Here is a 20,471-nt window from a genome sequence, read left to right on the forward strand (position 1 = left end):
CGACGGAATTTTACACCTTCCGGGTGGATTCCCCCCGGAAAAGGATCCGGGATTGACCTGCGTCAAGGCGGCACCCTCCACCGGAACCGATAGTCGGAACCGGGACGGTGAACATGAGCGAACTGATCAACAACCAGGAACTGAGAATCCAGACCCTCAAGGAGGTCATCCTCCACCTGCACCGGGGCGAGGCCCCCGGGGCGGTGCGGGAACGCCTGAAGGGGCTCGTGTCCGAGGTGGACGCCAACGAGATCGCCGCGATGGAGCAGCAGCTGATGGCCGAGGGGCTCACGGCGGAACAGGTGCGAAGCATGTGCGACCTGCACGCCGACGTGCTCAAGGACGTCATGGCCAAGCCCAGCGCGCCCCCGGTGCTCCAGCCGGGACACCCCGTGGACACCTTCCAGCGGGAGAACCGCGCCCTGGAGGCGGCGGCCGGGATCGTCCGGGAGCGCGCCGCGGCCTGCGCCGCCCTGCCGGATTCCGGAACGCCTTCCGCCGAGCGCCTGGCCCTGCTGGAGGCCCTGGCTCCCCTCATGGACGTGGAGAAGCATTACAGCCGCAAGGAGCACCTGGTGTTCACCATCCTGGAGCGCCACGGCAACACCGGCCCCTCCAAGGTGATGTGGGGCAAGGATGACGAGGTGCGGGACCTGCTCAAGGGCGCCATGGCCGGGCTGCGGGAAGAGACGCTCTGCGGGGCCGAGCTGAAGATCCTGGCCGCCTCGGCCGTGGTTCCGGCCCTGGATGCCCTGGAATCCATGATCTACAAGGAGGAGAAGATCCTCTTCCCCATGGCCCTGCACCTGTTCACCGAGGAGGAATGGGGCGAGGTGTTCAGCCAGAGCCAGGAGTACGGCTGGTGCCTGGTGGCCCCGGTGGAAGGCTGGCGGCCGCCCCAGGCCAGCCTGCCCCAGGACGCGCTCCTGCTGCCGGCGGCCAAGGCCGTCCAGTTCCCCAGCGGCACCCTCTCCTTCGAGCAGCTCCTGGGCATCTTCAACGCCCTGCCCGTGGACCTCACCTTCGTGGACGCCCAGGACCGGGTCGGGTTCTTCAGCGAAGGGCCGGACCGGGTCTTCGCCCGGAGCCGGGCCATCATCGGCCGCGCCGTGCAGAACTGCCACCCGCCCAAGAGCATGGCCATCGTCGAGCGGATCCTCTCCGATTTCCGGGAAGGCCGCCAGAGCGTGGCGGAGTTCTGGATCGAGATGGGCGGGAAGTTCGTCCATATCCGCTACTTCGCCGTCCGCAGCGAGACGGGGGCGTACCTGGGGACCCTGGAGGTCACCCAGGAACTCAGCCAGCTCCGCGCCCTGAGCGGAGAGCGCCGGCTCCTGCAGTACGATCAGGTCCAGGAGGCCCCATGACGACGACCCCACCCCTCTGGTTCGACCCCGCGCGGGTCATCCTCTCCGTGGACGTGAGCGCGATGCTGGCCCGCGGCGTCCACCCCCTCCAGCAGGTGCAGGAGACCCTGGAATCCGCCGCGCCCGGGGACATCGTGGAGCTGCGCAGCGCCTTCGAGCCCACGCCCCTCCTGCAGGTCTTCCGGGACCGCCGCATGGAAGTGTGGTGCGGGGAAGAGGCCGGGTCCTTCCATACGTGCATCCGGAAATCCAGCTAGGATCGATTCCGGAGGTCGGCGGAATGAAGGTGATGGGCATCGTCGGTTGGAGCGGCAGCGGCAAGACCAGCCTCCTGGTCCAGGTGCTGCCCCTCCTCCGGGCGCGGGGCCTGAAGGTCTCCACCATGAAGCATGCCCACCACCGCTTCGACGTGGACCGCCCCGGCAAGGACTCGTTCCAGCACCGGGAGGCCGGCGCCTCCGAGGTGCTCGTGGTGACCTCCAGCCGCTGGGTGCTCATGCACGAGTCCCGCGAGGAGCCCGAACCCTCCATCGAGTCCCTGATCCAGCGCATGACCCCGGTGGACCTTCTGCTCATCGAGGGCTTCAAGACCCACCCCCACCCCAAGCTGGAGATCCACAGGGAATCCGAAGGCAAGCCGCTGCTCTGCCCCGGCGACCCCGACATCGTCGCCGTGGCCACGGACACCCGCCTTCCGGACCTCGCCCTTCCCCAACTGGACCTGAACGACCCCGCGGCCATCGCGGACTTCATCCTGGCCCACACCGGGCTGGGCTGACGCCCGGTGGACCCGGGGCGCCGCCGTGGCCGCGCCCGTTACCTGAAACCCTTCGAGGAACCCCATGCAAAATTTCACGTTCTGCAACCCCACCAAGATCCTCTTCGGGAAGGGGCGCATCCAGGACCTGGCCCGGGAGATCCCCGCCGGCCAGCGCGTGCTCGTCACCTACGGCGGGGGCAGTGCCCAGGCCAACGGCACCCTGGACGAGGTCCGCGCGGCCCTGGCCCACGCGCAGGTCGCCGAATTCGGCGGCATCGAGCCCAATCCCAGCTACGAGACCCTGATGGGCGCCGTGAAGCTGGCCCGGGAGAGCGGCACGGAATTCCTCCTCGCCGTGGGGGGCGGTTCGGTGATGGACGGCACCAAGTTCATCGCCGCGGCGGTGCCCTACCCCGGAGAGGACCCCTGGGACCTCGTCGTGAAGAAAGCACCCGTGAAGGCCGCCCTGCCCTTCGGCACCGTGCTCACGCTGCCCGCCACCGGCTCCGAAATGAACAGCGGCGCCGTCATCACCCGGAAGTCGCTCGGCACCAAGCTGCCCTTCGGCAGCCCCCTCCTCTTTCCCCGCTTCTCGGTGCTGGACCCCTGCAAGACCTTCACGCTCCCCCCCCGCCAGATCGGCAACGGGGTGGTGGACGCCTTCGTGCACACCCTGGAGCAGTACCTCACCTATCCCGCGGACGCCCCCATGCAGGACGAGTTCTCCGAGGGGATCCTGCGGACCCTCGTGCGCGTGGGTCCGAAGACCCTCGCCGAGCCCGGGGACTACGATGCGCGCGCGGCTTTCGTCTGGGCGGCCACCCTGGCCCTCAACGGCCTGATCGGCGCGGGCGTGCCCCAGGACTGGGCCACCCACATGATCGGCCACGAGCTCACCGCCCTGCACGGGCTGGACCACGCCCAGAGCCTTGCCGTGGTGCTGCCACCGATGCTGGAGGAGCGCCTCGAGGCCAAGCGGGCCAAGCTCGAGCAGTACGCGCAGCGGGTGTGGGGCCTGGACTCGGCCTCCGGAGCCATCGAGGCCACCCGGGCCTTCTTCGAAAGCCTGGGCGTCCGGACCCGCCTGAAGGATTACGGCGTGGGCGCCGAAGCGATCCCGGCGCTGCTCGCGGCCCTGGAGGCCCACGGCATGACGGCCCTGGGCGAGCGTAAGGACGTCACCCTGGACGTGTCGCGAAGGGTCCTGGAGCGGGCCCTGTAGTCCCGGAAATTCGGCCGTGGATGTGAAATGACATTTTACATCCGGTCCGGGAAGGCGAAAACTGGATGCGGAGGCGTCCATGACGATCCACCCTGCCATCACCATCTCCCGCAGCCTCGGCAGCGGCGGCACCCAGGTGGGTTTCCTGGTGGCGCGAAGGCTGGGCTGGCATTTCTGCGACCGCCGCATCCTGCGGCTGGCCGCGGGGGCCATGGGACATTCCGTCGCCAGCCTCGCCCACCAGGAGGACCATCCCAGCGGCTTCAAGGACTGGCTCATGACGATCTTCGCCCTGGGCTCCCCGGAGGCGCCCTGCACGCTGCTCCAGGAGGTGCCCATCTACAGCCGGGACCTCTTCGACGTGCAGAAGGCCGTGATGGAGCGCATGGTGGAGCACGCGCCCTCCGTGATCGTCGGAAGGGGCGGATTCATCGCCCTGAAGGACCACCCGGATGTGCTGCACGTGAGTCTCCACGCGGACCTGGAGTCCCGGATCGAGTCCCTGATCCGGCGCCACAGGGTCCGTGACCGGCGCGCCGCCCTGGCCGCCATCGAGGACTCGGACCGGGGCCGGGCCGGGTTCATCAGGGCCATTTCCGGCGCCGACTGGCGGGACCCCCGGCACTTCGACCTGGTGCTGGACACCTCGGGGGAAGGCCTGGAGGATTGCGTGGAGCGCATCGTCCTGGAAGCCGGCCGCCGCTTCGGGCTGGGCCGGGAGGCCTGATCACCCCCGGCCCCTCCGGATCGCTTCGAGGACCCGCTCCGGGGTCATGGGCAGCTGGAACACCCGCGCCCCGATGGCGTCGGCCACGGCGTTGGCCAGCACCGCGCCCATGCACACGATGGCCGGCTCCCCGCAGCCCTGGGAGGGCACCTCGGGACTGTCGCCCAGCACCACTTCGATCCTGGGCACCCAGGAGAAGCGCGGAAGGGTGTAGGTGTCGAAGTTCTCGTCCAGCACCTTGCCGCCCTTGAAGCGGAGCCCTTCGGTGAGCGCCTGGCCCAGCCCCATGGTCGTGCCGCCCTCCACCTGCTGGCGGACGCCCTCGGGATTCACGACGATCCCCAGGTCCAGGCCGTGGACGACCCGCTTGACCTGCACGTGGCCCGTCTTGCGGTCCACCGCCACCTCCGCCATGGCCGCCGCGAGGCCGCCGCGCCAGGCGCCGATGGCCATGCCGCAACCGCGGCCCGCGGGCCCGGGGGTCCAGCCGAAGCGGTCCGCCACCTTCCTGAGCAGCTTGATCATGCGGGGGTCGGTGAGGTGGTCCAGGCGGAAGGCGAGGGGGTCCCGGCCCGCCTTGGCGGCCAGGACGTCCATGTGCGACTCCCGGGCGAAGGTGTTGGTCACCGCCGCGGGGGCGCGCCAGGCGCCGGTGAGCACCGGGTGGACCGCGGGCACATCCCCGGAGAACCGCACCTGCTGGACCGGCAGCGTGTAGCCGATGTCGGACTCGCGGTCGCCGATGCCGTGCACCTGGTAGTCCCAGAAGCTGATGCGCCCGTTCCGGTCCACGCCGGAACGGATCCGGATCGCCGCGGCGGGGCGGTAGGTGTCCAGGAAGAACTCCTCCTTGCGCGTCCACATCACCTGCACGGGCCGGCCCGTGATGCGGGCCAGCCGCGCGGCCTCCACGGCATGCGGCGCCGGCGGAAGCTTGCCGCCGAAGGCGCCACCCACGTAGGGGGTGATGATCCGCACCTTGTCCGCCGGCAGGCCCAGGGCCTGGGCCACCTGGGCCTTGGCCGCGAAGGGGGCCTGGGTGCTCAGCCACACCGTCATCCTGCCGCCCTCCCACCGGGCCACGGCCCCGTGGGGCTCCATGGGCGCGTGGGCCACGTAGTCGTTGAGGTACTCCGCCTCGGCGCGCACCGACGCCCGGGCCTCGCCCTCCTTCAGGTCCCCCGCCTTGGCCCCGGACCGGAGGGCGGGGGCGTTGGCCACCAGGTGGGCATGGATGGTCGCATCGTCCACCGCCGGCTCCGTGCCCTCGAAGGTCGCCTTGACCCGGGCCAGGGCCCTGCGCGCTTCGGCGGGGTCCTCGTGGAGGACCGCGGCCAGGTCGCCGTCCCGCACCACGCGCGCCCCGGGGACGCGCTCGGCCTCGGCGCCGTCGAAGGTCTTGAGCCTGAGGCCGTGGGCCGGGGGACGGAGGAGGAAGGCGTGGAGGGTGCCGGGAAAGCCCAGGTCGGCCACGTAGCGGGCCGCCCCCGTCACCTTCTCCAGCGCGTCCTTGCGGACCGGGGACATGCCGGTCAGGGTGCGCGCCTTCAGGTCCTTGGGCTTCACCACGCCCAGGAACTTCTCCAGGCGCCTGCCCTGCGCCAGTTCCGCATAGGACACCCGCCGTTCCGGGGCGCCCTTCACCGAGACCACGCCCAGGCGGACTTCCAGGGCCTCCACCGGCGACGCGAGGCGTTCGCCGGCCATGCGAAGCAGGACGGCCCTCGCCTCGGCCGCGGCCCCGCGCAGCGCCGGGGCCGTCTGCCAAAGGGTGGTGGACCCGCCCGTGGCGTTGTCCCACGGGCAGAGGTCGGTGTCCCCCATGAGGATGTCCACCTTGTCCAGGGCCACGTCCAGCTCCTCGGCGATGAGCATGGGCAGCGCGGTCATGATGCCCTGGCCCAGCTCCACCTTGCCCGTGAAGCAGCCCACGCGGCCGTCGGGACCGATGCGCAGGTAGGCGTTCCAGTCCGCGGGATAGCCCGCGGGGCGCGGGGCCACCAGGGGCGCCGGGGCCGCGTCCAGCGGCACCCCGCGGAAGAAGAGGAAGAGGCCCGTGGCCCCGGTGGCCTGGAGGAAGGAACGGCGCTTCACTTCGCACCTCCCTTCGCCACCGATTCCACCGCGGCGAGGATCCGGACATGGGCCCCGCAGCGGCACAGGTTGCCCTCCATGGCCTCGACGATCTCGGCGCGGGTGGCCCCCGGCTTCCGGCGCAGGAGCGCATAGGCCGTGAGGATCATCCCAGGCGTGCAGAACCCGCACTGGAAGGCGTGGTGGTCGATGAATGCCTGCTGCACCGGATCCAGGATCCCCCCCTTCAGGAGGCCCTCGATGGTGATCACCGATTTGCCCGCCACGTCCGCCACGGCCGTCGAACAGGACGGCACCGGCTCGTGGTCCAGCAGTACCGTGCAGGCGCCGCAGAGCCCGGCTCCGCACCCCTGTTTGGTGCCGGTGAGGCCCAGGTCGTAGCGGAGCACGTCCACCAGCTTCCGGTCAGGGTCGCCGGCCACGCGCGCGGGCCGGCCGTTGAGGGTGAAGGATGTGGTCTGCGCCATGGGTCTTCTCCTCCGTGGGGGAGCTGGAATGCGTGCGGAAACGGCCTGGGAACAGGCTGAATCTCCCGCCGCCGGGCGGGCGTGTCAAGCCGGAACTGCCGAAGGAGCCCCGCCAGGGCGCCCAATTAAATGTTTAAACTGATTCCCCCCCGAGGGCCACGGCCGCCTCCTTCCGCTCCGCCAGCAGCGCCTTGGTCTCGTAGGCGCTCTCCTCCGTCAGCGGATAGCTCGCCAGCAGGAAGATCCCCGCCACGCACAGCGCCGTGGGCAGTCCGATCTCCCAGAACCGGATCCAGAACATCACGCTCGCCGTCTGGGTCCCGACGCCCTCCAGGAAGCCCGTCCAGCGGAGCAGGTAGCCGCCGGTGACGGAGGCGATGGACACGCCCATCTTCCACCACCAGTTGTAGACGGCGAAGTACACGCCTTCCTGCCGGGTTCCCACCCGCGCCTCCTCCTCGTCGCAGATGTCCGAGATCATGGAGTTCACCAGCGAGAAGCAGATCACCATCCCCAGGGAGAGGCAGATCGTCGGCAGGAACGTGAGCCGGGGAAAGGCGCGGTTGTAGCACACGACCTTGAGCAGGTTGCCCAGCGAGATGACGGCGAAGCTGAGGATCACGGTTCCCTTCTTCCCCAGGCGCTTCGAGAGCCAGACCATCGGGAACACGCCCGCGATGCCCACGGCGGCCCAGAGGGTGCCGTTCTGGGCCGATGCGTACATGAACCGCCAGTTCCTCGACCCCGTCCTCCTGGGCCGGCACCCCGAGGAACTGCCGGCGCTCTTCGGCGAGGCCTGGCCGAAATTCCCCGGCGGCGACTTCAAGCTCATCCGCCAGCCCCTGGACTGCCTGGGGGTCAACTACTACAGCCGCGGCATCACCCGCCACGACCCCGCGGCCCCCTTCGGCCAGTGGAGCAGCGTGCCCCACCCCACGCACCTGCGCACGGAGATGGACTGGGAGGTCTACCCCGAGGGCCTCACGGAGACCCTGCTCTGGCTGCGGGAGCGCTACGGCGAGCTGCCGCTGTACGTGAACGAGAACGGCGCCGCCTTCCCCGACCCCGACACGGTGCCCGAAGGCGGCATCCAGGACATCCTGCGGGTGGACTACTTCCGCAGCCACATCCTGGCCGTGCGCGACGCCATGGCCCAAGGCGCCGACGTGCGCGGGTACTCGGCGTGGTCGCTTCTGGACAACTTCGAATGGGCCCTGGGCTTCGCCAAGCGCTTCGGCATCGTCCACGTGGACTATGCCACCTTGAAACGCACCCCCAAGGCCAGTGCGCGTTTCCTCTCGGAGGTGGCGCGCTCCAACGGGAAGGTGCTGGAGTAGCGGCACAGGGCAGGGCCCGGATGATAAGGGTGGCCAATCAGCCCCAAATGGCCAAGGCCAAGAAATATCCAATCAAATTCAACAAAATCAGTAGAATCTTTAACTTCACTCCATATTTCGCAAATCCGGGCTTCCACCAGACATGAATGTACGCAATTGCTACCGTTAGCAATGGAGAAACAATCATTATCATTTTTAGCAAGGGCGACATCAAAGATATTTAAAACCTACATTGGGGTGATAAACACACTCGGCATCACATGAGGAATTGTGACTCTCACACCGTTTCCGTTGTTCATGAAACTCATCATGCAACCTGCTATACCAGCCGCCGCGGCAGCGGGAGGAAATGGAATTGCCATAGCCGCGGCCATTGTATTCAATCCGTTGGCAATGCGCCCAGCAGAACCATCTGTAAGTATAACAGTCGAATACAGCGGGGTTGTTTCAATGACATTACCGCCTGGTGTCGTGACACGGCCTCCTTTCCAGCCGTTTCCTTGAACAGAGAATTGGCCACCACGAACGCTTACAAGGTCCCGCTCTGCCAGCTTGCAGAATGGCGTTTTCATAATCGCCTCCCGTTGAATTACCCCACGTGACAGCACTGGCGTCTGGTTCCCTAACGCATCTTTCTGAAAAGCGCCTGTAATTTCAACGCGATCCCGGCGCAAAACCTTGGTGTCGATTTGAAACGGCGTTTGCGCAGTGCCCCCAGGATGGTGTAGAGGGGGTCGCCGATGAATTCGGGCAAGACGCTTTTCGCCCAACTGATGGCCTGGGTGCCATGGACCAGCTTCGACCGAATCGTTCGGCGACACCAGGGAGACTACGGCGTTCGCACCTTCCCGTGCACCGAGCAGTTCCGGGCCATGGCCTTCGTGCAGCTCACCTGGCGCGAAAGCCTGCGCGACCTGGAGGCATGCCTGGCCGCCCATCCCAACAAACTCTATGGCATGGGCTTCCGCCAGCCAGTTCGCCGCTCCACGCTGGCGGATGCGCTTGAACAGCGCGACTGGCGAATATGGGCGGAACTGGCCCAGCTCCTCATCAACAAGGCCCGCAAGCTCTACGCCGGGGATGACCTGGGCCTGGACCTCGAAGCCACGGTCTACGCCCTGGATTCCACCACGATCGACCTGTGCATGACGCTCTTCCCCTGGGCCCACTTCCGCAGCACGAAGTCGGCCGTGAAGCTCCACACAATGATTGACTTGCGTGGCTCGATCCCGACTTTCATCCACATCAGCACGGGCAAGATGGCCGATGTGCGGGTCCTGGACATCCTTCCCGTCGAGCCGGGTGCCTTCTATGTCATGGATCGAGGCTACATCGATTTCGCCCGCCTCCATCGGTTCCAAGCGAGCGGCGCGTTCTTCGTGACACGCGCCAAGGTGGGCATGGATGCCCGGCGCCTGCGTTCTGCGCCCTCCGACCGGGAACAGGGCGTGATCTGCGACCAACACATCGCGCTGAACGGCCATTACGCCTCGCGGGGTTATCCCGAGCCACTGCGCCGCGTGCGCTTTCGAGACCCGGAGACGGGCAAGACGCTGGTCTTCCTGACCAACAACATGGCCCTCCCAGCCCTGACGATTTGCGCCCTCTACAAGAAACGGTGGATGGTGGAGCTGTTCTTCAAGTGGATCAAGCAGCACCTGCGGATCAAGCGGTTCCTGGGCACTAGCGAGAACGCCGTCAAGTCGCAGGTTTGGTGCGCCGTGGCCACCTATGCCCTGATCGCTATCGCCAAGAAGGAACTGCAAATCGAGGCCTCCATGTACACTTTGCTCCAGGTCTTTTCAGTTTCCGTCTTCGAGAAAACCGAGCTTCGGCGCGCCTTTGCGGAGCCCGAACCCCAAAACGACAATGGGTGGATCTCTAAACCATTGTTTCCGCTGGAGATCTAACCGGACACTAGTGACGTGACAGTGGGAATGAACGGGTGGCCTGATTCCAGGAAAGGTTCCCGGAAGTCCCGTCCTGGCGCCCCTACCCCGCCAGGTACGCCTCCTTCACCCGCGGGTCCGTCGCCAGGACCTCCGCGGGGCCTTCCATCACCATGCGGCCGTTTTCCAGGACGTAGCCCCGGTGCGCGATCTTCAGGGCCATGCGGGCGTTCTGCTCCACCAGGAGCATCGTCGTGCCCCGGGCGTTGATGTCCTTCAGGGCCCGGAACACCTCCTTCACCAGGAGCGGGGACAGGCCCATGCTCGGCTCGTCCAGGAGCATCACGCGGCAGTCCGTCATGAGCGCCCGGGCCACGGCCAGCATCTGCTGCTCGCCGCCGGACAGGGTTCCGCCCAGCTGGGAGAGCCGCTCGGAAAGGCGCGGGAAGAGTCCGAAGACGGCGTCGTACGAAGCCTTCAGGCCCGCCTTGTCCTTGCGGGTCCAGGCCCCCAGGGCGAGGTTCTCCTTCACGGTCAGGCTGGGGAAGATGCCTCGTCCCTCGGGCACGTGGGCGATGCCCAGGGCCACCAGGCGGTGGGCGGGCACCTGGCGGATGCTCTGGTCCCGGTAGAGGATGTCCCCGCCGCGCACGGGGACCATGCCCGAAAGGGCCCGCAGGGTGGTGGACTTGCCGGCGCCGTTGGCTCCCAGGAGCGAGACGATCTCGCCCTCCCGGATCTCCAGGGAGACGCCGTGCAGGGCCTGGATGGGCCCGTAGGCCACGGAAAGGTTTTCCACCCGGATGCAGGTCATGCCTCCTCCACGCCGAGGTAGGCCTCGATCACCCGCGGATCCTTCACCACGTCCCGGGGGGCGCCCGCGGCGATGGTCCGGCCGAAGTCCAGCACCTGCACGAACCCGCACAGTTCCATGACCACGGGCAGCTGGTGCTCGATGAGGAGGATGGCCAGGGGGAAGTCCTCGTGCACCTTGCGGATGAGCCCGATGAGCTGCTCGACCTCCCGGGGGTTCATGCCGGCGGCGGGCTCGTCCAGGAGCAGGACCCGGGGCCCCGTGGCCAGGGCCCGGGCGATCTCCAGCCGGCGCTGCTCGCCGTAGGGGAGGCTGCCGGAGGGCTCGTCGCGCACGTTGGCTAGGCCGAACCGCTCCAGGTGGCCCAGGGCCTCGGCCAGGAGCGCGGCCTCGCCCCGCCGGAAGGCCCCGGTGCGAAAGGCCGCGTCCCGGAGGCGGTACCCGGCCCGGGCATGGAGGGCCTGGGCGATGGTGTCCAGCACGGTCATCTGCGCGAAGAGCCGGATGTTCTGGAAGGTCCGCGCGATGCCGGCCCGGGCGATGGCGTCGGGGGCGAGCCGGGCCAGGTCCAGGCCGTCCAGGGCCAGCGTGCCCCCGTCGGCGGCGTAGACGCCGGTGAGCAGGTTGAAGACGGTGGTCTTGCCCGCGCCGTTGGGGCCGATGACGCCCTGGATGTCGAGCGGGCCCAGGTCGAGGCTGAAGCCGGCCACCGCCTGGAGGCCGCCGAAGGTCTTGGCGAGGTTCTCGGCGCGAAGGAGGGTCATGGGGCCTTCCTCATCCAGGACCATTCCCGGTTGCCCATGAGGCCGTAGGGGCGCGTGAGCATGATCACGATGAGCACCAGGGGGCTGATGAGCATGCGCCATTCCGCGAGCTGGGGTGCGAAGGCGCTCAGCACGTTGCGCAGCACCTCCATGAGGACGGTGAAGGCCACCACCCCCAGGATGGAGCCCGACAGGCTGGCCATGCCTCCCAGGTAGAGCATCACGAGGATCTCGGTGGTCTTGATGTAGTCGAAGCTGCGGGGGGTGATGAACTGCTGGTTCTGCGCCCAGAGGCCTCCGGCCAGGCCCGCGAAGGCCGCGGCCAGGGTGAACACCTGGTTCTTGGCGCGGTTCACGGCCACACCCATCATTTCGGCGGCGATGGCGTTTTCCCGGATGGACACCCACACCCGCCCGAAGCTGGACTGGATGAGGTTGCGGAGGATGGCCAGGGTGAGCGCCGCGCACAGGGCCACGGCGAAAAAGCTGGTGTTCCGGGGAATGCCCGGGAAGCCCCGGGGGCCGCCCACCACGTCCAGGTTCTGGATGGCGTTGACGATGATCATGTTGAAGCCCAGGGTGATGATCGCCAGGTAGTCGCCCACCGTCTTGAAGGTCAGCAGCCCCACCAGCCACCCCACCAGGGCCGCCGCGGCCATGGCGCCGCCCAGGGTCACCCCCAGCACCAGGCAGGGGCCCAGCACCGGCGGAAGGTCGGCGGCCGCGGGCAGCACCTTCGTGGCCAGGATGGCCGCGGTGTAGGCCCCCACGGCCATGAACCCGGCGTGCCCCAGGGCGAACTCCCCCAGGTAGCCGTTGAGGAGGTTCAGGCTCGCCACCAGGATAATGTTCATCCCGATGACCGTCAGGAGGTGCAGATAGTACGGATTGAGCACGTCCGGGAACACGCCCGCGTCCACCGCAAGCTGCAGCCCCAGCGCCACGGCCAGCGCCGCCGCGCACACCTTCCAGAACCGGTCGCGGCCCATGCTACACCTTCCTCATGCCGGGCTTGCCCATGATGCCCCAGGGCCACACCAGCAGCAGCAGGATCAGCAGGCCGAAGGCGATGCCGTTCTTCAGGTTGGAGGAAAGGTACGCCACGGTCGCCACCTCCACCCCCGCCAGCAGGAACGAGCCCAGCACCGCCCCCTCGATGGAGCCGATGCCGCCGATGACCGCGGCGATGAAGGCCTTCCACCCCAGGTCGATGCCCATGTAGGGGTCCAGGGCGTAGGCCTGCCCGTAGAAGATCCCGCCGGCCGCCGCGAGGGCCGACCCGATGGCGAAGGTGGCGGCGATGATCAGGTCGAGGTTCACCCCCATCAGCGGCACCGCGTCCTTGTTGTCGGCCACGGCGCGCATGGCCGTGCCCACCAGGGTGCGGTTCACCACCAGCCACAGGATGGCCATGAGGGACAGGGACACCAGGATGATCAGCACCTTGTCCCAGGTGACGTAGACGCCCAGGCGCGCCTGGAGCCAGGCCACGGAGGCGGTGGGCATGCCGGCCCGGATCTGGCGCGTCTCGGGTCCCACGGCCAGGCGCACCAGGTTCTCCAGGAAGATGCCCACGCCCAGGGTCGTGATGACCACGGACATGCGGTTGGCGTTGCGGAGCCTCCGGTACGCCACCCGTTCCACCAGCACCCCGGCCAGGGCCGTGACGACCATGGCCAGGGGCATCATGACGTAGACCGGGAGCCAGGCCAGGTGCACGCCGATGAGCAGCCCGATGAAGCCCCCCAGCATGAAGATGTCCCCGTGGGCGAAGTTGATGAGCCGGATGATGCCGTAGACCATGCTGTAGCCCAGCGCGATGAGGGCGTACACCGCGCCCAGCTGGGCGACGTTGAGGAGCTGCTGGAGAAGGACGCCCATTCAGGGATTGACCGCGCTGTCGAAGACGAACTTCCCCTTCTCGATGCGGATGACCACCGCGCCCTTCACCGGGTCGCCGGTGCCCGCGAAGGAGATGGCGCCCGTCACCCCCTGGAAGCCCGAGGTGGCGGCCAGGGCGTCCCGGATGGCCCGGGGGTCGGCCTTGCCCGCCCTGGCGATGGCCTGGAGCAGGAGCCGCGCCGAGTCGTAGGTGAGGGCCGCGGCGGCGTCGGGCACCGCCTTGAAGCGGGCGGTGTAGGCGGCGATGAAGGCCTTGGCCACGGGGCTGTCGGCGTCGGGGGAATAGTGGTTGGAGAAGTAGGCGCCGTCCATGACCGCGCCCCCCAGCTTGACCAGCTCGGGGTTGTCCCAGCCGTCGCCGCCCAGGATCGTGGCGGAAAGCCCGAGCTTGCGGGCCTGCTGCACCTGCAGGGGCACCTCGTTGAAGTAATTGGGGAGGAAGAGCACTTCGGGGTTGGCGCCCTTGATCTTGGTGAGCTGGCCCGAGAAGTCGGTGTCCTTGGTGTTGTAGGTCTCGAAGCCCACGATCCTTCCGCCCAGGCGCGTGAACTCGTCCCGGAACACCTCGGCGATGCCCTTGTTGTAGTCGCTGGCCACGTCGTAGACCACCGCCGCGGTACGGGCCTTGAGCCTGCCCGCGGCGAACTGGGCCACCACCCGGCCCTGGAACGGATCGATGAAGCACGCGCGGAACACGAAGCTGCGCCCCCGGGTGACGTTGGGGTTGGTGGACCAGGGCGTCACCTGGGGGATCCGGGCCGCCTCGGCGATGGGGGCGCCGGCGTTGGAGCACTTGCTGGACTGGGAGCCGATGATGGCCACCACCCGGTCCTGGCTGATGAGCTTCTGGAACACGGTGGCCGTGGACTCGGGCTTGTTCTCGTCGTCCTCCACCAGGAACCGCACCTTCACCTGCCGGCCGCCCAGGGCGATCCCCCCCGCGACCTCCTCCTGCACCAGGGTGATGGCGTTCTTCGTGGACTGCCCGAGGGCCGAGATGTCCCCCGTCAGGGGCGCGGAAACACCGATCTTCAGGGCGTCGCCCTTGGGCTTGCAGCCGGGGAGGACCAAAAGGATCGGCAGGAGCAGGAGGGCGGGTTTCATGCGGAGGATCCTCGGGCTGGGGATGGCCGGCGCCGTCCCGGAAAGGGGGCGGGGTCGGGCTGGAGGACGGGAGGGTACGGGAGTCGTTGGCCAAGAATACCCTGAAACCGGCCCCGGGACGGAAGGCCGGGGATGCCCCGGCGCCCGGGGGTCCGTTCACCCCCCGGCGGCGGTCTTCACGAAGGTCACCCGGTCCCCGTCCGCGAGCCGCAAACCCTCCCGGCGATGGGCCACCAGGACGCCGTTGACGGCCACGGCGGCCACCGCGGCCATGCGGTCAAAGGCAGCCCCCTGGTCCCCGAACCGGTCCCGGGCCCCCCGGAGCGCCTCCCCCACGGTCCGGGGGCCCTCCAGGGGGATCGCCCGGGTTCCGAGGACCTTGGCCATGTCGTAGGTCAGTTCCACGGTGACGGTCATACGCGCACCTTGAGCCGCTCGAGGGTCTCGGGGAGGGGCACGCCGCGCTCGTCCCAGCCGCGGATCTGGTAGTACCGCGGCAGGAGCTCGGCCAGGGGGTGCCCGGAGGTCATGTGCTTGAAGGTGGGCTCGTGGAGGATCCGGTCCGGCAGGGTGTCGTCGGCCCCGGTGAGGCCCTCCCGCAGGTTGTACATGCGCTCCAGGTTGAAGATCCGCGCCCCGATCTCCTGCAGGTGGCCGGGGGTGAAGCGCATGCCGGTGACCCGGGACAGCCAGATGTCCAGCCAGGTCGCCTGGAAGAGCTTGGCGCCCATGATCAGGCGGTAGGCGGGCCCGCTGTTCTCGAAGAGCACCCGGGCCAGCCGGTGCATCCAGCCTCCGGGCTTGAGGGCGTGCACGTGCCTGGGGATGAGCCCGTAGGTCGTGAAGACGCACAGCACCATGGAGTTCACCGCGCAGGCCAGGTTCTGCTGCACCACGGGAATCTCGGCCTTGAGCTTGAGGTTCTGGGGGTTGATGGTCAGGGGGCCGGTGCTCTCGAAGTACATGCTGGCGCCCTGCACGTGGCAGCCGCCGCGGTTGGTGGTGGCGTACTCCACGCCCTGGGCGAACGAGCCCCGGGGATCGTAGGCGGAAAGCTCCAGGCCCTTGACGTGCATGGCGAATTCCTTGCCGCCGAACTTCTGGCTCATGCGCCGGGTCCCCTCCGCCAGCTCATCGCCCAAGCCGCGCCGGTGGGCGATGGCGTCGATCATCTCCGCCACCCCCTCGGGGTTGCCGAAGGCCAGACCCGTGGCGAGCATGCCGCGCTCCTGGAGCTCCATGGCGAACCCCAGGGTCACCCCCAGGCTGATGGTGTCCAGGCCCAGGTCGTCGGCCATCCAGTTCCACCGGTTCACCAGGGGCAGGTCGGTGATGCCGAGGTTGGTGCCCATCATCCCGGCGGTCTCGTACTCGGGCCCCTTGACCCGCCCGGCCCCGGGCACCTCCACCTCCCGGCCGCAGGCCACGGGGCAGTGGAGGCAGCTGGAGCGCACCCCCACCAGGCCGTGGTCCTCGAGGTACTCGCCCGACAGCCCCATGGCATCGGGGTGGTGCCCCGCCTGGAAGTTGCGGGTGGGGAGCATGTTGCGGCCGTTGGTGGTGTTGACGATACCCAGGGTCCCGAAGCGGCGCAGCTTCTCGCCGAGCACCGGATGCCCCTTGAAGACCTGGCGCACCCACTGGGTGTATTTCTTGAATCCCCCCTCGTCCTCCATCTCGAGCTTGCGGGTGCCCTGGGCGGAAAGGGCCTTGAGGCCCTTGGAGCCCATGACCGCCCCCACGCCGCAGCGCCCCGCGATGCGGGCGTCGGAAACGATGCCGGCGTAGAGGACCTTGTTCTCCCCCGCGGGCCCGATGACCGCATGGTGCATGCCCTTGCCCAGGGCCTTCTGGGTGGCCTCCGTGCCCAGTCCCCAGAGTTCCGCCGCGTCCAGGAACCGCACCGCGTCCGCGTCGCCGTCGATCTCCACGCGCACCGGGACCTCCGACCGCCCCTGCACCACCACCACGTCGATGCCCGCCTTCTTCAGGCCGAAGGCGAAGGAACCGCCGCAGGCCGAGCTCCCGATGCCCCCGGTCAGGGGGCTCTTGCACACCACCGCGAACCGGTTGGACTGGGGCGCCAGGGATCCGTTGAGCGGTCCGGTGGCGAAGATAAGGGGGTTCTCCGGCCCCAGCGGGTCGATCCCGGGCCGGGTCAGGTCGTACAGCAGCCGCGTGCCGTAGCCCTTGCCGCCCAGGTAGAGGCGGGCGATGGCCTCGTCCAGGGGCCGGAAGGCGAAGGTGCGGGACCCCAGGTCGATCTCCAGCACTCGCCCGGCGAATCCCTTGATCACATGTCCCTCCCGGTCTCCGGCATGGCGACCGAAGTATAGCCCAAGGCGGTCAGCGCCCCAGGGCGAAGGCGAGCCGGCGGAATGTCCCGGCCAGCCGGGCCCGGAGGCCCCCCAGGCCCACGGCGTCCCACGCCGTTCCGCTGGCCTGCTCCAGCAGGCGGAGATCCGGGCCGGAGAGCTCCAGCCGCGCGGCGCGCACCAGGCTGGCCAGCTGCGCGCGGCTGGTGGCGCTGGCGATGGGCGCGGTCACCCCTTCCCGGGTGAGGAGCCAGGCCAGTGCCACCTCCCCGGGCTGGGCGCCGTGGCGGTCAGCCACCTGGTCCAGGGCGCCCAGGATCCGCAGGCCCCGCCCGCCCAGGAAGCGCGCCAGGTCCGCGCCCCGGGTGCTCTTGTCCAGGTCCGCCCGGGAGCGGTACTTGCCGGTGAGGAAGCCCCGGGCCAGGCCGCTGTGGGCCAGCACGCCCAGGCCTTCGCGCACCGCCAGGCGCCGCAGCCCGCCCTCGAAGCCGGTGCGGGTGCAGAGGTTGTACTCGGGTTGCAGGGTCTGGTAGCCGGGCAGGCCCAGGGCCCGCGCGGCCTTCAGGGACGCCTCCACCTGGACGGCAAGCATGTTCGAGCATCCGATGGCCCGGACCTTTCCCGCCGACATCAGGTTCCCGAAGGCGCCCAGGGTCTCCCCCAGCGGGGTGCCCGGATCCGGCCAGTGGGCCTGGTACAGGTCGATGCGGTCGGTCTGCAGCCGCGCCAGGGAGTCCTCCGCCGCACGGACGATCCAGGCCGCCGACAGGCCCCGGCGCCCGTCGCGGAAGTCACCCCCCACCTTCGTGAACACCAGCACCCGCTCGCGCATGCCCGGACGGGCCCGCAGCCACCGGCCGATGATGCCCTCGGACTCCCCGCCCCGGTTGCCGGCCGCCCAGACGGAATAGATGTCGGCCGTGTCGATGGCGTTGAAGCCCGCGTCCACGAACGCGTCCAGCAGCTCGAAGCTGGTCCGCTCGTCGATGGTCCACCCGAACACGTTGGACCCCAGGACCAGCGGCGCCACCCTCAGGCCCGTGGACCCGAGGGGCCGCATCCCGGGGCTGGGGGTCCCCGGAGCCGGCGGAGTCGCGTTGGGGGCCTGGGTGGAGGTCATGGCGGAATCCCCGGGAAGGTGGTCCTATGATCCTATGGCCTGAACCCCGGCCCATCAATTGTTCCCGCACTGGCCCGCGGCCCGCCCAACCGATGGACCCTGCGCCCCCGATGCGGGAAGATGGGTCCATTGGATGGGAATCCGCATGGAAAACGCAGCACAAGACACCCGCACGGTCCTGATGCAATCGGCCCTGGCCTGCTTCGCGGAGCGCGGGTTCGACGGCACGAGCACGCGGATGATCGCGGACCATGCCCAGCGCCCCCTGTCCCTGCTGGCCCACTATTTCCGGAACAAGGAAGGCATGTATTTTGAAGTCTTCAAGTTCCTCTTCGAGACGAAACTGATGCGAAAGGGCAAGCCGCCCATTCCCGAAGGCGGATTCACCCCCCGGGACAAGCAGGACGCCATCCGCATCCTCCGGGAACTGATCCACGACCTCTTCGCCGACATCGCCCGGGACCCCAGGAACCAGGATCCCCTCCATGAGTGCGGATCCCGCCTCTGGCTCCAGGAGGTCCGCTCCCCGCGGGAATGCCTGCGGCCCCTTTTCATCCAGTACATCGGCCCGGTGACCGCGACCATGAAGGCCTGCATCCAGACCCTGCGTCCCGAACTGACCGAAGGCGAGGTGCTCTTCACCGGGGCCTCCATCATGGGAATGATGACGGGCCACGGCTCCATGGCGGGCCTGAACCGGGTGGTCTGGGGCGAGGACGTCACCCCCGAAAGCCAGTTCGCGGCCTGCGAGCGCCTGGTGGACCTGGCCCTGGGCGGGCTCCTGGGCGGCGCGCGGCTGGACTAAGGGGAAAAAGGCGGAGGCCGGGTGCCCTTGGCCGCCCGGCCGGGCCTATTCGGCGCGGTCGAACGTCCGATTTAGAGCGCATGACTCCCCTCCAGAGGAGTGTCACGAAAACTGTACATTCGTGACAGAAGCGTCATCAAAATATGACAAATATACCTATTGCGGAAGTTATCCAAAAGACTGATCCTAAATCATCAATTTGAACAACTGACCGATTAATCCCACCACCAGTCCTCAGCGCCCCCGCCTCAAGCCGTCCGTCCGGCCCCAGGAGCCCGCCATGACGCAACGCCTCGTCACCTTCACCTACCATGTGCCGCCCAAGGACATCAGCCCCCTCCGGATGCGGGGCCACCAGGACCTGCTCCGGGAAGGGGAGGGACGCGGTCTCTTCCGCCTGCTTGGATCGGCGGACGGTGACACGGCCCCCATCGCCCTGGCGCCCGCGGGCACCGGCGCGGCCCTCATCGCCTTCCTGGCCCAGGACCCCCTGCTGGCCGGGGGCATGGCCAGCTACCACTTCACTGGGTGCGGAAGGCGCGAAGCGCCCGCCAACCCCTGGGGACGGCTCCGCAAAGGCGCCTGACCGTGCGCCCCCGGCCGGGGGCCCTAGCCCTGGCTGCGGGGCTCGCCCTGGGAGCCCAGGATCTTGAGACGGGACCCGCCCCCACCCGGGAGATGTTCCCCCTGTACCTGAGCACCCTGGCCTACCAGCCGGTGGCCCCCGCGCCCCTGGGCCGCGGACGCTGGCGGGTGGACCTGGACCACATGCGGGCCAACACCTTTGAATTCTCGGACGTGTTCAAGAGCGTGCCCCCCGGCGAACCCCCGGGGCGGATCACCGCGACCCGGGAGCGCGCCGAGGCCACCGCCGCCGCCCACCCGGAAATGCCCGTCCTCTTCTACTTCGATGACGAGGTGCAGCGGACCTCCCTGCGCGTCCGGGTGGGTCTCTCCGAACGCACGGACGCCTGGGTGGAGGTGCCCTTCGTCAGCCACGGCGGGGGGGAACTGGACGGGGCGATCGAGGGGGTCCATGCCCTGGGGTTCAAGCAGTTCGGCCGGGACCGGGTCCGGCAGGACCAGATGACCGTGGCCGTCATGGCCTACGGCCGGCTGGCGTTCTACACGGACCAGCCCCTGCGGACCCGGGCCCAGGACCCCACCTTCGGGGTGGTGCACCGGTTCCTCGCCCGGCCAGGCCTGGACGTTTCCTTCCATGTGACCCTGAAGCCGCCGGTCACCGCCCTGTACGGCACCTTCCGCTCCGGATGGGACCACGGCCTGGGCGTGGCGGCCCGGTGGCAGGCGGCGCCGGACCATGTCCTCCATGGGGGCCTGGGCCTCATCCGCCGCCCCCGGGGCACCCTGGCGTACTCGAACCTGCCTTTCGGCCGGATGTCCGGTGGCTGGGGCGGCCACGGCACCTGGGAGTACCGGCGCTGGAAGCGGATCCGGCCCTTCATCCAGCTCTTCGCCCAGAGCGGCTTCCTGCCGGCGCAGCCCCACCAGAAGCTCCACCGCCCCAGCCTGCAGCACGACGTGGGATTCCACTGGCTCCTGCCCGGGAGGGCCGCGCTGACCTTCCGGTATCTCAACAACATCACCCACAACGAGAACACCGCGGACATGGGCCTGGGCCTCAGCTTTTCCACGGCCTTCTGACCAGCGGGAGCATATGGATCAATCGTTCGTACGAACAGCAGGCCGCCACCGGGGATCCCGGGTGGGAAAACAGGGGGCACTCCCAGGAATATCCAATTCCGGCGCGTTGGGAAGGCTCG

21 protein-coding genes and 1 pseudogene are annotated in these 20,471 nt (G+C 68.7%); 10 read left to right on the forward strand and 12 right to left on the reverse strand.

The annotated features are described in order from the left end of the window. Positions 1-113 precede the first annotated feature (113 nt). From ACZ5LB_RS11005 to ACZ5LB_RS11025, 5 genes are all read left to right on the forward strand, one after another. On the forward strand, positions 114-1,367 hold the full coding sequence (locus ACZ5LB_RS11005; protein ID WP_464602265.1) for a DUF438 domain-containing protein: 1,254 nt from the start codon (positions 114-116) through the stop codon (positions 1,365-1,367). After that, positions 1,364-1,624 carry a sulfurtransferase TusA family protein gene (locus ACZ5LB_RS11010; RefSeq protein ID WP_464602266.1) on the forward strand — a complete coding sequence of 87 codons (261 nt, stop codon included), beginning with the start codon at positions 1,364-1,366 and terminating at the stop codon, positions 1,622-1,624. Before ACZ5LB_RS11005 ends, ACZ5LB_RS11010 begins: the two co-directional genes overlap by 4 nt. Positions 1,625-1,647: 23 nt before the next feature. Further along, a complete protein-coding gene (gene mobB / locus ACZ5LB_RS11015; protein ID WP_464602267.1) occupies positions 1,648-2,145 on the forward strand; it encodes a molybdopterin-guanine dinucleotide biosynthesis protein B in 498 nt (165 codons plus the stop codon). Between the two features lie 64 nt (positions 2,146-2,209). After that, complete coding sequence (locus ACZ5LB_RS11020; RefSeq protein WP_464602268.1) at positions 2,210-3,349, forward strand: iron-containing alcohol dehydrogenase; 1,140 nt, start codon at positions 2,210-2,212, stop codon at positions 3,347-3,349. A 79-nt stretch (positions 3,350-3,428) separates the two neighbouring features. Beyond that, on the forward strand, positions 3,429-4,076 hold the full coding sequence (locus tag ACZ5LB_RS11025) for a cytidylate kinase-like family protein (protein WP_464602269.1): 648 nt from the start codon (positions 3,429-3,431) through the stop codon (positions 4,074-4,076). Here the strand turns inward: ACZ5LB_RS11025 and ACZ5LB_RS11030 are convergent, their stop codons facing one another. The 3 genes from ACZ5LB_RS11030 to ACZ5LB_RS11040 form a co-directional block, all read right to left on the reverse strand. Continuing rightward, a complete protein-coding gene (locus ACZ5LB_RS11030; RefSeq protein ID WP_464602270.1) occupies positions 4,077-6,170 on the reverse strand; it encodes a xanthine dehydrogenase family protein molybdopterin-binding subunit in 2,094 nt (697 codons plus the stop codon). Beyond that, a complete protein-coding gene (locus ACZ5LB_RS11035) occupies positions 6,167-6,637 on the reverse strand; it encodes a (2Fe-2S)-binding protein (protein WP_464602271.1) in 471 nt (156 codons plus the stop codon). The genes ACZ5LB_RS11030 and ACZ5LB_RS11035 overlap by 4 nt, the downstream gene beginning before the upstream one ends. Positions 6,638-6,770: 133 nt before the next feature. Beyond that, positions 6,771-7,361, reverse strand: a complete 591-nt coding sequence (locus ACZ5LB_RS11040) for an MFS transporter (RefSeq protein ID WP_464602272.1) — start codon at positions 7,359-7,361, stop codon at positions 6,771-6,773. Here ACZ5LB_RS11040 and ACZ5LB_RS11045 point away from each other — a divergent pair. After that, positions 7,360-7,974, forward strand: a complete 615-nt coding sequence (locus ACZ5LB_RS11045; RefSeq protein WP_464602273.1) for a family 1 glycosylhydrolase — start codon at positions 7,360-7,362, stop codon at positions 7,972-7,974. The genes ACZ5LB_RS11040 and ACZ5LB_RS11045 overlap by 2 nt on opposite strands. A 227-nt stretch (positions 7,975-8,201) precedes the next feature. Here ACZ5LB_RS11045 and ACZ5LB_RS11050 read toward each other — a convergent pair whose 3' ends face one another. Then, positions 8,202-8,546 (reverse strand): hypothetical protein, encoded by a 345-nt coding sequence (locus ACZ5LB_RS11050; RefSeq protein WP_464602274.1) that lies wholly within the window; start codon positions 8,544-8,546, stop codon positions 8,202-8,204. 168 nt (positions 8,547-8,714) lie between these two features. Between ACZ5LB_RS11050 and ACZ5LB_RS11055 the strand changes: the two genes are divergently transcribed. After that, positions 8,715-9,884, forward strand: coding sequence for an IS4 family transposase (locus ACZ5LB_RS11055; RefSeq protein ID WP_464602275.1), 1,170 nt, complete (start codon positions 8,715-8,717; stop codon positions 9,882-9,884). A gap of 82 nt (positions 9,885-9,966) precedes the next feature. Here the strand turns inward: ACZ5LB_RS11055 and ACZ5LB_RS11060 are convergent, their stop codons facing one another. From ACZ5LB_RS11060 to ACZ5LB_RS11095, 8 genes and pseudogenes are all read right to left on the reverse strand, one after another. Next, positions 9,967-10,677, reverse strand: a complete 711-nt coding sequence (locus tag ACZ5LB_RS11060; RefSeq protein WP_464602276.1) for an ABC transporter ATP-binding protein — start codon at positions 10,675-10,677, stop codon at positions 9,967-9,969. Continuing rightward, entirely contained in the window at positions 10,674-11,441 is a 768-nt protein-coding gene (locus ACZ5LB_RS11065) for an ABC transporter ATP-binding protein (RefSeq protein WP_464602277.1), read from the reverse strand. Before ACZ5LB_RS11065 ends, ACZ5LB_RS11060 begins: the two co-directional genes overlap by 4 nt. After that, entirely contained in the window at positions 11,438-12,430 is a 993-nt protein-coding gene (locus ACZ5LB_RS11070) for a branched-chain amino acid ABC transporter permease (RefSeq protein WP_464602278.1), read from the reverse strand. The genes ACZ5LB_RS11065 and ACZ5LB_RS11070 overlap by 4 nt, the downstream gene beginning before the upstream one ends. 1 nt (position 12,431) lies before the next feature. Further along, complete coding sequence (locus tag ACZ5LB_RS11075; protein ID WP_464602279.1) at positions 12,432-13,322, reverse strand: branched-chain amino acid ABC transporter permease; 891 nt, start codon at positions 13,320-13,322, stop codon at positions 12,432-12,434. Then, the gene (locus ACZ5LB_RS11080; protein WP_464602280.1) at positions 13,323-14,447 is read right to left on the reverse strand and encodes an ABC transporter substrate-binding protein; all 1,125 of its coding nucleotides are present in this window, start codon (positions 14,445-14,447) and stop codon (positions 13,323-13,325) included. 156 nt (positions 14,448-14,603) lie between these two features. Then, on the reverse strand, positions 14,604-14,864 hold the full coding sequence (locus tag ACZ5LB_RS11085) for a MoaD/ThiS family protein (RefSeq protein ID WP_464602281.1): 261 nt from the start codon (positions 14,862-14,864) through the stop codon (positions 14,604-14,606). Beyond that, entirely contained in the window at positions 14,861-16,744 is a 1,884-nt protein-coding gene (locus tag ACZ5LB_RS11090; protein ID WP_464602282.1) for an aldehyde ferredoxin oxidoreductase family protein, read from the reverse strand. Before ACZ5LB_RS11090 ends, ACZ5LB_RS11085 begins: the two co-directional genes overlap by 4 nt. A gap of 139 nt (positions 16,745-16,883) precedes the next feature. Next, a pseudogene (locus ACZ5LB_RS11095) lies at positions 16,884-17,822 on the reverse strand (aldo/keto reductase); the annotation flags it as partial. Positions 17,823-18,027: 205 nt separating this feature from the next. Between ACZ5LB_RS11095 and ACZ5LB_RS11100 the strand changes: the two are divergent. From ACZ5LB_RS11100 to ACZ5LB_RS11110, 3 genes are all read left to right on the forward strand, one after another. Then, a complete protein-coding gene (locus ACZ5LB_RS11100) occupies positions 18,028-18,687 on the forward strand; it encodes a TetR/AcrR family transcriptional regulator (RefSeq protein WP_464602283.1) in 660 nt (219 codons plus the stop codon). Positions 18,688-18,967: 280 nt separating this feature from the next. Continuing rightward, positions 18,968-19,273, forward strand: coding sequence for a hypothetical protein (locus ACZ5LB_RS11105; RefSeq protein ID WP_464602284.1), 306 nt, complete (start codon positions 18,968-18,970; stop codon positions 19,271-19,273). A gap of 2 nt (positions 19,274-19,275) precedes the next feature. Continuing rightward, positions 19,276-20,352, forward strand: a complete 1,077-nt coding sequence (locus tag ACZ5LB_RS11110) for a DUF3187 family protein (protein ID WP_464602285.1) — start codon at positions 19,276-19,278, stop codon at positions 20,350-20,352. Positions 20,353-20,471: the final 119 nt, after the last annotated feature.

This window comes from Mesoterricola sp. MK458, from assembly GCF_055384935.1.